The 14,497-nt window shown below is 31.1% G+C and carries 12 protein-coding genes and 1 riboswitch; of the genes, 9 read left to right on the top strand and 3 right to left on the bottom strand.

Translation table 11 applies throughout. From position 1 onward, the window contains the following. Positions 1 to 61: 61 nt before the first annotated feature. From ACI313_RS01960 to ACI313_RS01925, 8 genes are all read left to right on the top strand, one after another. Positions 62 to 733: a hypothetical protein gene (locus ACI313_RS01960; protein WP_439755154.1), complete on the top strand. Its 672-nt coding sequence runs from the start codon at positions 62 to 64 to the stop codon at positions 731 to 733. Continuing rightward, entirely contained in the window at positions 723 to 3,038 is a 2,316-nt protein-coding gene (locus ACI313_RS01955; protein ID WP_439755153.1) for a homocysteine S-methyltransferase family protein, read from the top strand. Before ACI313_RS01960 ends, ACI313_RS01955 begins: the two co-directional genes overlap by 11 nt. Beyond that, positions 3,038 to 4,768, top strand: coding sequence for a bifunctional homocysteine S-methyltransferase/methylenetetrahydrofolate reductase (locus ACI313_RS01950; protein ID WP_320608592.1), 1,731 nt, complete (start codon positions 3,038 to 3,040; stop codon positions 4,766 to 4,768). The genes ACI313_RS01955 and ACI313_RS01950 overlap by 1 nt, the downstream gene beginning before the upstream one ends. Positions 4,769 to 4,790: 22 nt before the next feature. Then, positions 4,791 to 4,861, top strand: a riboswitch (Fluoride riboswitch). 34 nt (positions 4,862 to 4,895) lie between these two features. Next, positions 4,896 to 6,068 (top strand): cation:proton antiporter, encoded by a 1,173-nt coding sequence (locus tag ACI313_RS01945; protein WP_320608591.1) that lies wholly within the window; start codon positions 4,896 to 4,898, stop codon positions 6,066 to 6,068. A 52-nt stretch (positions 6,069 to 6,120) separates the two neighbouring features. Then, complete coding sequence (locus tag ACI313_RS01940; RefSeq protein WP_439755152.1) at positions 6,121 to 7,437, top strand: MurT ligase domain-containing protein; 1,317 nt, start codon at positions 6,121 to 6,123, stop codon at positions 7,435 to 7,437. Then, a complete protein-coding gene (locus ACI313_RS01935) occupies positions 7,434 to 8,177 on the top strand; it encodes a type 1 glutamine amidotransferase (RefSeq protein WP_320608589.1) in 744 nt (247 codons plus the stop codon). The genes ACI313_RS01940 and ACI313_RS01935 overlap by 4 nt, the downstream gene beginning before the upstream one ends. A gap of 15 nt (positions 8,178 to 8,192) precedes the next feature. Then, entirely contained in the window at positions 8,193 to 9,122 is a 930-nt protein-coding gene (locus ACI313_RS01930; protein WP_320608588.1) for a hypothetical protein, read from the top strand. Between the two features lie 13 nt (positions 9,123 to 9,135). Continuing rightward, entirely contained in the window at positions 9,136 to 9,993 is an 858-nt protein-coding gene (locus tag ACI313_RS01925; protein ID WP_320608587.1) for a Cof-type HAD-IIB family hydrolase, read from the top strand. 150 nt (positions 9,994 to 10,143) lie between these two features. On the opposite strand, the gene ACI313_RS01920 is transcribed toward ACI313_RS01925, so the two are convergent. From ACI313_RS01920 to ACI313_RS01910, 3 genes are read right to left on the bottom strand one after another with little or no spacing between them, the layout of a single operon-like run. Continuing rightward, positions 10,144 to 10,908, bottom strand: coding sequence for an SDR family NAD(P)-dependent oxidoreductase (locus ACI313_RS01920; RefSeq protein WP_439755151.1), 765 nt, complete (start codon positions 10,906 to 10,908; stop codon positions 10,144 to 10,146). A gap of 8 nt (positions 10,909 to 10,916) precedes the next feature. Continuing rightward, the gene (locus tag ACI313_RS01915) at positions 10,917 to 12,284 is read right to left on the bottom strand and encodes an LTA synthase family protein (protein ID WP_320608586.1); all 1,368 of its coding nucleotides are present in this window, start codon (positions 12,282 to 12,284) and stop codon (positions 10,917 to 10,919) included. Positions 12,285 to 12,324: 40 nt separating this feature from the next. After that, the gene (locus tag ACI313_RS01910; RefSeq protein WP_320104453.1) at positions 12,325 to 13,500 is read right to left on the bottom strand and encodes a M20 metallopeptidase family protein; all 1,176 of its coding nucleotides are present in this window, start codon (positions 13,498 to 13,500) and stop codon (positions 12,325 to 12,327) included. A gap of 127 nt (positions 13,501 to 13,627) precedes the next feature. On the opposite strand from ACI313_RS01910, the gene ACI313_RS01905 reads away from it, so the two are divergent. Further along, complete coding sequence (locus ACI313_RS01905) at positions 13,628 to 14,443, top strand: pyridoxamine kinase (RefSeq protein ID WP_320608585.1); 816 nt, start codon at positions 13,628 to 13,630, stop codon at positions 14,441 to 14,443. The last annotated feature ends 54 nt before the right edge of the window (positions 14,444 to 14,497 follow it).

Genomic DNA, 14,497 nt, shown 5'->3' with positions numbered 1-14,497 from the left:
GAGAACCAGGCTTTATAAAAAAAAGCCCACACTCGTTAGAGTGTGTTAGTTCAATGTTTTTATGAAAATTACAATTCAAGCTAAATTAAGCGAATTTCCAATTGAACAAGTGCTTTATTATTTAGGATATCAAGATCAAGAATTAGATTCATTGGTATTAAATCAAATTCATGAAATGAGAAATCTAACCATTTCTAGTGCCAATCCGAAATTACTTTATCGTATTTTTTCTAAAGAAGAATGTCGAGCCCTTCATTTTGAAGGAAATGACATTAGACAAATTATTGAGCCAAGCCAATACATTGTATTTATGGTTGCGACTCTTTCGAATTCGGTTGAGAAAATAGCACATCAAAAATCAGTAACCAACGTAAGTGAAGCTCTAATTTTTGATGCCTGTTGCAATGCTGCCATTGAAAATGTATGTGATAACTTTCAAGTAGAATTGACAAAACAATTAGAAAAAGAAAGATTATATTTATCTGATCGATTTTCACCAGGATATGGAGACTTTCCTTTATCATTCCAATCTACATTGTGTTCTTGTTTAAACACAAGTAGTAAAATTGCTGTTAATGTATCTGAAAACAATATACTATCACCATTAAAAACGGTAAGTGCTATATGTGGTATATCTGATAAACCATTTAAACATCGATTTAGAGGATGTGAAACTTGTAATTTGTTTATAACTTGTTCATTACGAAAGAGAGGAAAAAAATGTGACTCGTGAATATATATTACTCGATGGGGCTATGGGAACCCAAATTCAAAATAAAGGACTTCCATTAGGCGTTAGACCAGAAATATTTGGATGTGAGCATCCAGAAATCATTCAAGAAATTCATGAAGATTATATTCGAAGTGGTTCCCAGGTTATTTATGCAAACACTTTTGGATTAAATCGCCATAAATGTAAAAATCTAGATTATAGTTTAGATGAACTTTTAACTATAAATATTCAAAGTGCTAAAAAAGCAGCTGGAAATAAAGCAAAAGTGGCTTTGGACATTGGTCCTATTGGTGAATTAATGGAACCATACGGAACACTTTCATTTGAAGATGCCTATGATATATTTAAAGAAATTATTCTTATTGGTAAAAGAGAAAACGTGGATCTTGTTGTTTTTGAAACAATGAGTGACTTATATGAAGTTAAAGCCGGTGTCTTAGCATGCAAAGAAAATACGGATTTACCTGTTTGGGTGACAATGAGCTTCGAAGCAAATGGCCGCACTTTTACGGGAACAAAAGTGGAATGTATGGCAAATGTCCTTGATGGATTAAATGTTGATGCTATGGGTATTAATTGTTCTTTAGGACCAGATGAAATCTTGCCACTTGTTCAAACTATGAAACAATGGACGAATAAACCACTAATTGTTAAACCTAATGCAGGGCTTCCAGATCCTTCCAATGGACAATATTCTATGGATGCACAATCATTCGTATCTAAAATGAAATGTTTTAAAGAATTAGGTGTGCAATATATAGGAGGATGCTGTGGAACAACACCTGATTTTATTTCTTGTTGCAATCAAGATAAAGAAATAAACGAAGTAACAAAAGAAACCAAGAATGGTGTTTGTTCAAGCAGTCAAATGTGTGAACTCAATCAAGTACGTGTTATAGGAGAAAGAATCAATCCAACAGGGAAAAAACGATTCCAAAAAGCTCTTTTAGAACACGATATGAACTATATTATGGAACAAGCTATTGCACAGAGTGATGCCGGAGCAGATATTCTAGATGTCAATGTAGGACTTCCAGGAATCGATGAAGCACAAATGATGATAGATGTAATTAAAGCAATTCAGAGTGTTGTTACAACTCCAATACAAATTGATTCAAGTAATCCAAAAGCTATTGAAGCGGGATTACGCATTTGTAACGGAAAAGCTATTGTCAATTCCGTTAATGAAACAAATATGGACGAAATCCTTCCTATTGTTAAGAAATATGGCGCAAGTGTTATTGGTTTAACACTAAATGAAAATGGTTTACCGACAACAAGTGAACAACGCTTTTCTATCGCAAAAAAAATTGTTGGTCGTTGTAAAGAATTAGGAATCAAAGAAAATGACATTGCGATTGATTGTTTGACATTGACAATTTCAGCGCAACAAGATCAAGCAAAAGAAACTTTAGATGCTCTTGCAAAAGTAAAAAAAGAACTAGGTGTTCATTGTGTTTTGGGTGTTTCCAATATATCTTTTGGGTTACCTAGTCGAAATCATATTATTAGTTCTTTTTTAACACAAGCTATGTATTGTGGTCTTGATTTAGCAATTATCAATCCAAACATTCCTGAAATAATGGATGCTGTATATGCTTTTAAAGCTATTTCTGGGCAAGATAAAGATTGTCAAAATTATATTTCTATTTATGCCAATGAAAAAATGGAAGTTACGAACATACAAGAGAATATGACCATAGAAGCTGCCGTTTTAAAAGGTTTAAGTGAAGAATGTAAAAATTTAACTAAAGAATTATTAAAATCATTGGATCCTATGGATGTAATCAATCAACAATTAATACCGGCTTTAGATAAAGTGGGGGATTTGTATGAACAAAATAAATTATTTTTACCACAATTAATCAATGCAGCCAATGCGGCATGCGCTGGTTTTGATGTCATAAAAAACGAAATTCCTAGTAGCGATTCTATCTCTAAAGGAAAAATCTTAATTGCGACTGTAAAAGGTGATATTCATGACATTGGTAAAAATATTGTCCGTGTCGTTTTAGAAAATTATGGATATCAAGTCATTGATTTGGGAAAAGATGTTCCTATCCAAACAATTGTAGATACAGCAATTGAACAAAATATTAATTTAATTGGATTGTCTGCCTTAATGACTACAACCGTAGAATCTATGAAAAAAACAATCGATGCACTTCATCAATCAGGTCATCCATGTAAAATCATGGTAGGAGGAGCCGTTTTGACAAAAGATTATGCTCTTGAAATGGGAGCCGACTATTATGCCAAGGATGCTAAGCAGAGTGCAGATATCGCAAAGGAAGTTTTAGGATAATGAATATTAGAGAATTTATAAAAGATAATATATGTGTATTTGATGGAGCAACAGGAACTTATTTTAGTAAATGTCATCCATATGAAAAAAATCAAGTAGAATTATATTCTCTTACACATCCACAGTGGATTTCAAAAATTCACGAAGACTATATCAAAGCAGGATCAAACGCCCTTAGAACCAATACATTTTGTTGCAATCGAACATATATCAAAGATGAAGAAACAGTTCGTCAATGTATTTCTAGTTCTTATGACTTAGCAAATCAATTTGATTGCTTTGTTTTCTGCGATATAGGTCCCATATCACAACAATATGATGTGTATGAAGAATATAAATTTGTTGTTGATGAATTTTTAAACAAAGGAGCCACTAATTTCATCTTTGAAACAAATTCAAATTATGTAGGTCTAAAAGAAATTGCACAATATATTAAAACAAAACAACCTGATGCTTATATATTATGCAGTTTTTCCATTCAAAGTGATGGCTATACTAAAGAAGGAATTCATATTCAAGATTGTATAGATGCTTTATCAAATTCTTGTATTGATGGAATTGGATGTAATTGTGGATGTGGTGTTCATCATATGAAAGAAATAGTTAATAAATTTGATGCACTAAATTTAATTTGTCCGAATGCTGGATATCCAATTATTGTTCAAAATAGAACGGTCTATCAACAAAACCCTGTTTATTTTGCCGATGAAATGATGGATATCGTTCAAAAAGGTGTTCAATTTATCGGTGGATGCTGTGGAACAACACCTGAACACATCATTTCTTTATGTGAAAAGCTAAAAGAAGAACATATTGTTGAGTTGGTTTCATCTATAAAAGAAGAAAATAATCACAATACTGAATTTTGTACTAGCACTTTTTTCAAAAAACTTCAAAATCATGAAAAAGTTATTGCAGTAGAATTGGATCCTCCTACAAATTGGAATTTATCAAAATTCATGAAAGGGGCATGGCAGTTAAAAGAATCAGTTGATGCAATAACAATTGCTGATTGTCCAATAGGACGAGCTCGCATGGATTCGTCTATTCTTGCTTGTAAAATAAAACGTGAGTGCAACATTGACGTTCTTCCACACATGACATGTCGAGACCGCAATCTTAATGCCACGAAAGCTCTTTTACTTGGTAATTACGCCGAAGGAATTCGAGATGTCTTATTAATTACCGGGGATCCTATACCTAGTAATGAGCGAAATGAAGTTAAAACTGTTTATCAATTTAATTCTCGTAAACTTGCTAGTTATATATCTTCTTTAGAAGAAAAAGGGGACATGTCTCATTTTAATATGTTTGGAGCCTTAAATGTCAATGCAATTAACTTTGATATCCAAATCGAACTTGCTAAAGAAAAAATTAAAAGTGGTATGGTTGGATTATTTACACAACCTGTGTTATCTTTACAAGCTCTAGAAAACTTGAAACGAGCTAAAAAAGAACTTGATGCTTATATCATTGGTGGTGTCATTCCAATTGTTTCTTATCGAAATGCTAATTTTATGGAAAATGAAATCAATGGTATTCATGTAGAACAACAAATTATTGATTTATACAAAGACTTAAATCGTCAAGACGCAGAGCAATTGGCCATTCGTATTTCGAGTCAAATTATGAAAGAAATTGAACCATATGTTGATGGATTTTATTTAATGACTCCTTTTGGACGTACAGAAATGATGATAAAGATTATTGATTTGTATAAAGAAAAATGATAAAATATTCAAGGAAAGTTCTTCTTGTATTGGGAATGAATGTCTCCCTTGCATATTGCAAAACCGCGTTAAGCTGATGACTTCTACAATTTAATTGTAGGCATCAGTTTTTTTTATGGAGGTATATATGATTTTAAGTGTTTCTATCATTTTATTAAGTGGTTTATTACTAGGTTCTTTATTTAGTAAATTAAAACTTCCTAAATTGCTAGGAATGATTATTGCAGGTATGGTTATAGGCCCATATTGCATGAATTTACTAGATAATTCCATTTTATCTATTTCTGCACAAATTCGCCAAATTGCCTTAATTATCATTTTGACAAGAGCAGGTTTATCATTAAACATTGATGACTTAAAAAAAGTAGGACGACCTGCTTTGCTGATGTGCTTTGTTCCAGCTATATTTGAAATGTGTGCCACAGTCTTTCTAGCTCCAAAATTATTTAATATTTCAACAATTGATGCTTGTATATTAGCATCCGTCATTGCTGCTGTTTCACCGGCAGTAGTAGTACCTAAAATGATAGAACTAATGGATAATAAATTAGGAACGGATAAAGGTATACCTCAAATGATCTTAGCCGGTGCCAGTGTTGATGATGTTTTTGTCATTGTCATGTTCTCGTGTTTTACTTCTTTGGCAACAGGTTCTAGCTTTGATTTTATGCAATTAGTACAAGTCCCTTTATCCATTATAGATGGAATAGTAATTGGTTTTATGACTGGTTTTGTATTATCTAAAGTATTTAAAAAGATAAAGGGTGATTCTAATTTTTATTTTATAGTTTCATTAAGTTTTTCATTTATATTGATGGAATTAGAGTCAATTTTAAAGATACCATTTAGCGGATATATTTCTATTATGGCTATGGGACTTGCCATCAATCAAAAGAGTGAGAAAGAATGTGTGCAATTAAATCATATTTATTCACAAATTTGGAATATTGCTCAGATATTTTTATTTGTTTTAGTAGGAGCAAGTGTAAATTTAACAGTTGCTTTAAATGCTGGAATAAATAGTGTAGTATTGATTTTATTTATTCTTGTGATTCGTATGATAGGCGTATTATGTTGCTTAATTAAGACTAACTTAAACAAAAAAGAAAGAATTTACACCGCTATATCTTATATGCCAAAAGCAACCGTGCAAGCAGCAATGGGAGGAGTTCCTCTTGCTCTTGGATTTGCGTGTGGTGATTTGATTTTAGCTATTTCTGTTATTTCTATATTAATAAGTGCACCGATTGGGGCTATATTAATGGATAAATTAGACGAAAAATGTTTGTCGAGCCAATAGTTTTTAAAATGAATTTAAACGTGTATAATATAATAGTTAAGGAGTGATTCAAATGCAAACACTAGCTATCTTAGCAGCGAAAGTTTCGTCATTATTATTAAAGTGTATTGGTAGAGGAGGTTCACTTCCTGGTTCTATTGCACTTAAATTTGATAACAATATTTTAAATAAACTTGAATTTACAGGTCCTGTTATCCTGGTTACGGGAACAAATGGAAAAACAAGTACAGCGAATATGATTACTGATTTATTGGCAAATGCCGGTTACAATGTGATTTCCAATCGTAAAGGAGATAATTTAAAGGCTGGCATTGTCACAACGTTATTAACTCATAGTTCTTTAAGTGGACGTGTGAATGCAACAGCTTGTGTATTAGAAGTAGATGAATTAAATATTCGTCACATTTTACCTAACATTCCTGTCACTTGTCTAATCGTCAATAACTTTTTTAGAGATCAGTTAGACCGTGCTAAAGAAATGGAACAACTTATTGAATCCATTGAAAGTGTATTACCAAACTATCATGATGATTTGATATTAAATGGAAACGATCCAAATGTTGTGCGCTTGGCTCTTAAAGCTAAAAATGCTCATGTGTATTACTATGGAATGGATAAAAATAAATATTCAGTTGCAAGTACAAATGAAGCATCGGAAGGCAAATTTTGTCCAAAATGTGGTGCTAGACTTAAATATGATTTCTATCAATATTCGCATATTGGACAGTTTTCTTGTTCAAAATGCGATTTTAAAACACCAAATCTTGATGTTTGCATCGAAGATGTTGACTTAACTAAACAATCTTTTACTTGTGATGGTATTTATTATCGTCAACCATATATGGGAATGTATTCTATGTATAATTGTGCTGCTGTATTAATGGTTGCCAAATATTTGAACATTAACAGTGACATCGTTAAAAAGGTTTTCGAACATGCACCTCAACCAGCTGGTCGAAATGAAAGTTTTCAAAAAGATGATAAAACATGTATTTTAAATTTAGTAAAAAATCCAACAGGAGCCAATGAAGTAATGAAAGTCATTGAAAAAGATGAAGATGATAAAGTTATTTGTATCGTATTGAATGACAGAGAACAAGACGGTACCGATGTTAGTTGGATTTATGATACTTTCTTTGAAAAACTAATGAATGATCATACTAAAAGAATCATTTGTACAGGTTTAAGAGGATATGATATGGCTCTTAGAATATATTATGGTGGATATGAAGGTGAGATTTCTGTTGAAGATACTATTGAACAAGCAATTCACTCTTCATTGAATACTCCATATAAAGTATATGCCATCGCAACTTATACTGCTTTATTACCAACTCGTCAAACGATTATTAAGGAGATGAATCTATGAATTTAAAAGTATGCTGGATGTATCATGATATCATGGATCTTTATGGTGATAAAGGAAACATGATGGTATTAAAAAAACGTTGTTTAGATCGTGGTATAGATTTTACTTTAGATACTTGTGGAATTGGTCAGGAAAGAGATTTATCGGATTACGATTTAATTTTTCTTGGCGGAGGAGCCGATAAAGAACAAATTAGCTTGATTCCGGATTTATTAGCTCGTAAAGAGAACATAAAAAAAGCTATGGATGAAAATACTTTTATCTTATTAATTTGCGGGGGATATCAATTATTTGGTCAATATTACATTGCTGCTGATGGACAAAAAATTGAAGGATTAAAGTTTTATGATTATTACACAGATACAGGGGCTCAAAAATCTAGATGCATTGGAAACATTGTAATCGATGCAAATCTTGATGGTATTCAAACAAAAATAGTAGGTTTTGAAAATCATGGTGGACAAACTTTAAATGTATCAAAGCCATTAGGAAAAGTTTTATATGGATGTGGTAATAGCTTTGACAGCGGTTTTGAAGGATTCTATGATGGAAAGATTTTAGGAACTTATCTTCATGGTCCTTTGTTGCCTAAAAATCCAGTTGTTGCGGATTTTGTAATCTACAAAGCATTAAAAAAGCGAAACCCTAATTTAAAATTTGAAGATTTAAAGCCACTTGATTCTGGATTTGAATCAAAAGCACGACAAACCTTGTTTGATCGATTTCATATTGAAAATTAATAGGAGAAATGTCTCATGAAAAAATTCTTAAAAATTTTAGCTTGTTTCTCATTAACATTAACATTGGGAGCATGTTCAAAAAATCCAACGTATCAATTATCAGATAAAGTAAATTTAACATTATCCGATGTTTTAAAAGTTGAAAATGAAAAACAAAATACCATTTACTATTATTATTTAATTGATATTGAAAATAATTCGGATGCAGATTATGACCTAAGTGATTTTTCTTATACAATTAAAGAAAAAGGCGAAAAAGAAGCTGTACAAGCTATAGATCAAAATAAATTTATGCCAAGTACTATTGTTCCTGCTAGTGAAAAAGCTTATATTGCTGGCTATATTGGCTTTCCAAACAATGATCAAAAAAATATTGGAATCGAATTTAATTCTTCTAAAGATTTTTTAGCTTTTAAAAATGCAAAAATTCGTACAGCATCTAGTAATGATATTGCCACTAAACAAGTAGGAATGGCTCAAAAACTATTTGAAAATGATGAATTAACGATTAGTTATGATTATTCACAAGCTGAAATAAACTATTTTGAAGGAAATACTGTTGTGTCAAATTTCTATATTACTTATGAAAATAAAACAGATCAACGCATTGTTATTCCTTATGTAACACCATTAGGTACATTAAATGGGTGCTTATCATCTGACTATGCATCAAAAGGTGATTTTAAGACAATGACAATGGATGATATTAAGAAATTAGATTTAAAGACAGATGGTTTATTAGCTCCAACTAAAAATATTGCTGGTGAATCAGGTGGTTATGCTTTACTTTATTTGGATCCAGAACAATCTTTATCTTGTAATACGATGATCACATTCCCAAATTCGTTCATTTATTATCAAGAAGATGATAAAGAACCAATAACTATTCAATTAACTTGTCCCGCTATTGGTATAGATCGTACGATAAAGTTGACTCGTGAATAATAAGGAGAATATTATGACTATTAAATGTTTGGCATTTGATTTAGATGGTACATTACTTAGAAGTGATAAAACAATGGATCCTCGTACAGTTCATTCAATCAAAAAGGCAATGGCACAAGGAATTCATGTAGTAATTGCTTCTGGTAGAGATAAAAATGGATGTAAATTTGTATATGAGCCCTTGGAATTAGATAAAGGAAATCATTTTCTGGCATTAGTTAATGGTCAAATTATCTATGATTTTAAAAATTTAGAATATGATTTAGATGATGTTCTAACAAATGAAGATGCGATTAAAATTCAAAGAATTTGTAAAGAATTTAATGTAGAAGGTATATTCCAATGTGGATATGATTTTTATAGTTACGTTTCATCATTGAATCGTATGAAAAAGAAAGTTAAATCACTTATTTTTAACGAACCTGAAGATTATGGTTTAAAAGCTGGTATAGAAAATCGTAACTTCATTAATCTTCCATATAAAGAAAATGAATTTACACAAGACATTAATAAAGTTATAATGGTTCATTCTAAGTCCTTTTTTGAGAAAAATTTGGATGATTTAAAAAAAGCGCTATGTGATTACGATGTTTTACTAATTGGTCCTGAATGGTTGGAAATCATGCCTAAAGGAGTTAATAAAGCAAGTGCATTAAGAAAAATCACAAAAAAACTAGGTATCACAATGGATGAAGTTATGGCCTTTGGTGATGCTGAAAATGATATCCAAATGATTAATGAATGCTTTGGAGTAGCTATGGGTAATGCAATGGATGAAGTTAAAGATGTTGCCAAGATTGTAGCTGACACTAATGATAATAATGGTATCGGTAAAATCATAGATGAATATGTATTAAAGTCCATTTATTAAGGATAACTAAATTCGATAGAAGATTGAATAGGTTTGCTTTTAGCGGACCTATTTTTCTTAACCATAAACTTTTATAACGAAAAATAAATCTTAAAAAATTACATAAGATATATTATGCGAAGTAATGTATATCAAAGAAAATGGAATATATTATAGCTTTCTAATTATATTCCATCCTTTCATTAGTATAGATGAAGGTATTATTTTACATATAATACGATGTAATGTGCAGATTATACCTGGTGTCGATACTGCAAAATTATGATAGCTATCAAATAATGCTTTTGTTACAACTTTTTTTGTTTTAGATGCAAAGATAAATGAATGAATTGCTGATTGATTACTTTCATTGGCAATATTAATAAATTCTGTGTCTTTAATCCAATAAGGACATACAGCTGTTACACTAATATTTCTAGGCTTTAATTCTACTCTTAAAGCTCTTGAATATCGATACAAAAATGATTTAGTAGCCGCATATACATTTAGATATGGAAAAGGCTGAAAAGCTGATGTTGAACAAATTTCTAAAATATGACTTCCACTATTCATAAAAGGCAAACAAATTAAAGTCATATCCACTGCCCCTTTACAATTCAAGTCAATCATCTTATCAATCTCATTACGACTTATTACGCTATAATCCCCTATTTTCCCGAAACCAGCAGCATTAATTAAACACTTAATATTGGGTTTTTTATTATTTAAATACTGTTCAAAGTCATTTATTTGATTCGAATTAGTCAAATCAATAGAAAAAGGTCGAATAGGTACAGGACATTCTATTTCTTCTAACCTATTCATTCTTCGAGCAATCACCCATATTTCATCTAAATTTGTTTCATAATCAAGTAATTGATTAATAAACTCTTTTCCTAAACCACTACTTGCTCCTGTTACTATCGCAATGTTCATATTCACTCCTATATAAGTTCTTGATATTTTTTTGATTGTTTAGTAAGTTCAATATTTAATTTATCTGCCTGTATTGTTTCTGTTAACGTCTTTTCCTCACTAAATAAATTTGTCCCTAATCCTACTTTATTATCTTTTATTTTATATCCTAATGCAGCTAAAATCGTTGGAAACAAATCAAAGGTTGTAAAATCACGATTTTTTGTTCTAACAGGTTTAGCTTGAGAATGAATAAACGTGTTCCATACGCGTCGCTCATAATTTGAATCATATGTATCATGAATATATTCAGCAGCCATGCTAGTATGATCTCCTTGTATCACAACTACCGTATTCTCATAGAAATCCTGTTGTTTTAGCCAATTCATAAAATCTTTTAATAATTCATCCGTATGAGCAATTGAATTCGATAAACTCTCTTTAAATTGATTTTTACAGTTTTTTGATTGATAACCATATGGATGATGTGTATCTACAGTCAACATAGTAAAATTAAATGGTTGATTTAGTTTTGATAACTGTGTCAGTTCTTCTTTGGCAAAAGCAAATAATTTGTCATCTTCAAATCCCCAAAACTCATGGTAATCTTGATCTAACTTCCCTTGTCTTTTTAATTCATCGATATCCAAAATCTCAAAATTTCCATGTTGTTTATAGAAAAATTTTCGGCCACCAAATTTCGCATTAGAACCAATCATGTATACTTGTTTATACCCATCTTTTGATAAAATATCTCCCAAGGAAGTTGTATTTTCTAAAAATGGTACATCATCATTACAAAATTTATGTTTTAAATTAAAAATTAAAGGAATTCCACAACTACTACTAACAATACCACCAGTAGTCCATCCACTTCCATTTAATACTCTTGCTCCACCTATTTTATCAGTATTTGAAAAAGAGATATTATCTTCTGTTAATTGTGTCAAAAACGGTAATAAATCTTCTTTACTATTGCCTCCATGTTCTTGTTTCGCATACGTTGTTTCCATTGATTCTAGATAAATATGAATTAAATTCATCTTTTTTTTAGGTGACTTCACTTCAACTGAATGAAGTCGATCATATACATCTGTATGCATGAATTGATGTGCAATATATGAGATAATCTGAATCTGCATAATCGCATAACAAAGACAAGCAATAAAAATAAATTTAGCCCATAATTCTGGAAGCCAACATAAAATGAATGAAACAATTAAACTTTTTAGAAAACATTTTTTTATCCAGTCAAAAATAAATTGTGTATTCGTTCCTTCTAAAGGAACTTTTACATGAAATACAAGCTGTTCGAAACAAGATAAACCGAAATAAGAATATGCCCATCTTGATGAAACAGCGACAAGAAATCCTAGTAATATCCAAAAAAATGACATAAAACCCCCTACATAAAAAAAAACTGTATAAACAGTTTTTTTATTGATGTTGTTCTAACCAACGTGTAGCACATTGCGCATAATAAGCAGGACCTAATTTCAATACTTCCTCATTAAACACAACTTTTGGATGATGTTGAGCATATGTCTGACGACCATCTTCAAAACCAGCCGAAATATACATATATGTTCCTGGAATTTGAGATAAAATCACTGCTAAATCATCACTAGCCCCAGCATGAATTCCATTAAATTCTCGTGAATGATCACAATCCAATTCATCGATATAACTAATGAAATCCTTAGTTGCTTGTGAATCACAAACTAGAGGTGGTGTACCACTTGTAATGGTAACATTTGCTTGTCCACGATATGTTTTTGCCGTTAATTCACATACCTCGCTCAAACGATTTAAAATAAATTCACGTTGCTTAGCATCATCACAACGAAGTGTTCCATACATTTTAGCTTCATTAGGAATAATATTACCTGCATCCCCTGCTTCTATTTTTCCAATTGTCAAAACATTTGACTGATTTGAATTCACTTCACGTGCCACAATACTTTCTAAAGCAAGAATCGTATGAGCCGCAATATTAATTGGATCCACTCCCTGATCCGGATACGCTCCATGACTTCCCTTTCCTGTGATTGTGATAGTGAAATTATCACTTGAATTCATCATTGTTGTTGAATCATTATACAAAATCATACCAATAGGCATATTTCCTGAACTAACATGGAATGCCAAACAAACATCTGGTTTTGGGTTTTCTAAAAGACCATCCGCAACCATATCTTTAGAACCTCTAAATGTTTCTTCGCCAGGTTGAAACATTAATTTAACCATACCTTTTAAATTAGCTTCATTTTCTTTTAACATTTTGGCAGCACCTAACAACATAGCACAATGTAAATCGTGTCCACAGCTATGTGCATTTCCATTTGTACTCGCAAAATCAAGTCCACTTTCTTCTTTCATTGGAAGAGCATCGATATCGGCACGTAATAAAATTGTTTTATGCCCACTTATTCCAACTGTAGCAACTACTCCGGCTCCACATCTTTGAGGGTGATATCCCATATTTGTGAGTTGTTCAATAATATAGTCAGTTGTCTGTTGGGTGTTTAAATCTATTTCGGGCATTTTGTGTAAACATCGACGATATTCTTTTGTGTTTTCAAATAATTCACTAGCTCTTTTTAAATAATCCATGATAAAACTCCTTTTCTATGTAATATATCAATAAAATATTATAAATTATTTTTTGGTATTATCAAATAATTTGATTCTGAATCTGTCATTTCAGTTTAATCTATGTTATTTTACTAACGGTGATACTATGAATCATAATAAACAAAAAAAGATTGCTCTAATCAATGATTTTACAGGTTTTGGAAGATGTTCTATTACTGTTCAACTTCCCATTATTTCCAGTCAAAAAATTCAATGTTGTCCAATACCAACATCAATTTTTTCGAATCATACTGGTTTTTCACATTATTATATGTCTGATTTTACGAATCAAATGGAAGACTATATTACGCAATGGAAAGAATTAAACTTGAAATTCAGTGGTATTTGTACCGGTTTTTTAGGTTCTGAAAAACAAATTGATATCGTTCACAACTTTATTGATCAATTTAAAGATGACAATACCATTGTCATTGTTGATCCTGTTATGGGAGACAATGGCAAAACTTATTCTACATATAATCAATCCATGTGTGACAATCTTTTTTCGCTTGTATGCAAAGCTGATATTGTTACACCTAATTTAACAGAGGCCTGTATTCTTACAAAAACGCGATATAAAGAAAAAATAACAAAAGGTGAATTAAATATCATCGCAAACAAAATTCTTTCTTATGGCCCTTCAAAAGTGGTTATAACTGGTATTCAACAAAACACTTTTGTTTCTAATTATTGCTTAGAAAAAGGAAAAGAAGCAAAATGGGTTAAAACAAAAAAAGTTGGAGAATCCCGATGTGGTACAGGAGACATTTTCACAAGCATTATCGCAAGCGATGCAATCAATAACATAGATTTTTATAAATCCGTAAAACACGCTAGTCAGTTCGTAAAAAAATGCATTGAAAAAACAGTGGCTCTAGATATTCCATTAAGTGATGGAGTATGTTTTGAAGAAGTAATATAGAAGAAAGCTAACTATATAAAAATCAATAGAATTTATGAAAAAGTTTGAAAATAT

Source organism: Floccifex sp., from assembly GCF_051873495.1.
Lineage (GTDB): Bacteria > Bacillota_I > Bacilli_A > Erysipelotrichales > Erysipelotrichaceae > Floccifex.
Note: the sequence above shows the minus strand (reverse complement) of the source record. Positions and strands in the feature narration are given on the sequence as shown.

Bases quoted from the DNA above. Each gene is read 5' to 3' on its own strand.
- ACI313_RS01960 (WP_439755154.1), top strand. From the start codon at position 62: ATGAAAATTACAATTCAAGCTAAATTAAGCGAATTTCCAATTGAACAA.
- ACI313_RS01950 (WP_320608592.1), top strand. From the start codon at position 3,038: ATGAATATTAGAGAATTTATAAAAGATAATATATGTGTATTTGATGGA.
- ACI313_RS01945 (WP_320608591.1), top strand. From the start codon at position 4,896: ATGATTTTAAGTGTTTCTATCATTTTATTAAGTGGTTTATTACTAGGT.
- ACI313_RS01940 (WP_439755152.1), top strand. From the start codon at position 6,121: ATGCAAACACTAGCTATCTTAGCAGCGAAAGTTTCGTCATTATTATTA.
- ACI313_RS01935 (WP_320608589.1), top strand. From the start codon at position 7,434: ATGAATTTAAAAGTATGCTGGATGTATCATGATATCATGGATCTTTAT.
- ACI313_RS01930 (WP_320608588.1), top strand. From the start codon at position 8,193: ATGAAAAAATTCTTAAAAATTTTAGCTTGTTTCTCATTAACATTAACA.
- ACI313_RS01925 (WP_320608587.1), top strand. From the start codon at position 9,136: ATGACTATTAAATGTTTGGCATTTGATTTAGATGGTACATTACTTAGA.
- ACI313_RS01920 (WP_439755151.1), bottom strand. From the start codon at position 10,908: ATGAACATTGCGATAGTAACAGGAGCAAGTAGTGGTTTAGGAAAAGAG.
- ACI313_RS01915 (WP_320608586.1), bottom strand. From the start codon at position 12,284: ATGTCATTTTTTTGGATATTACTAGGATTTCTTGTCGCTGTTTCATCA.
- ACI313_RS01910 (WP_320104453.1), bottom strand. From the start codon at position 13,500: ATGGATTATTTAAAAAGAGCTAGTGAATTATTTGAAAACACAAAAGAA.
- ACI313_RS01905 (WP_320608585.1), top strand. From the start codon at position 13,628: ATGAATCATAATAAACAAAAAAAGATTGCTCTAATCAATGATTTTACA.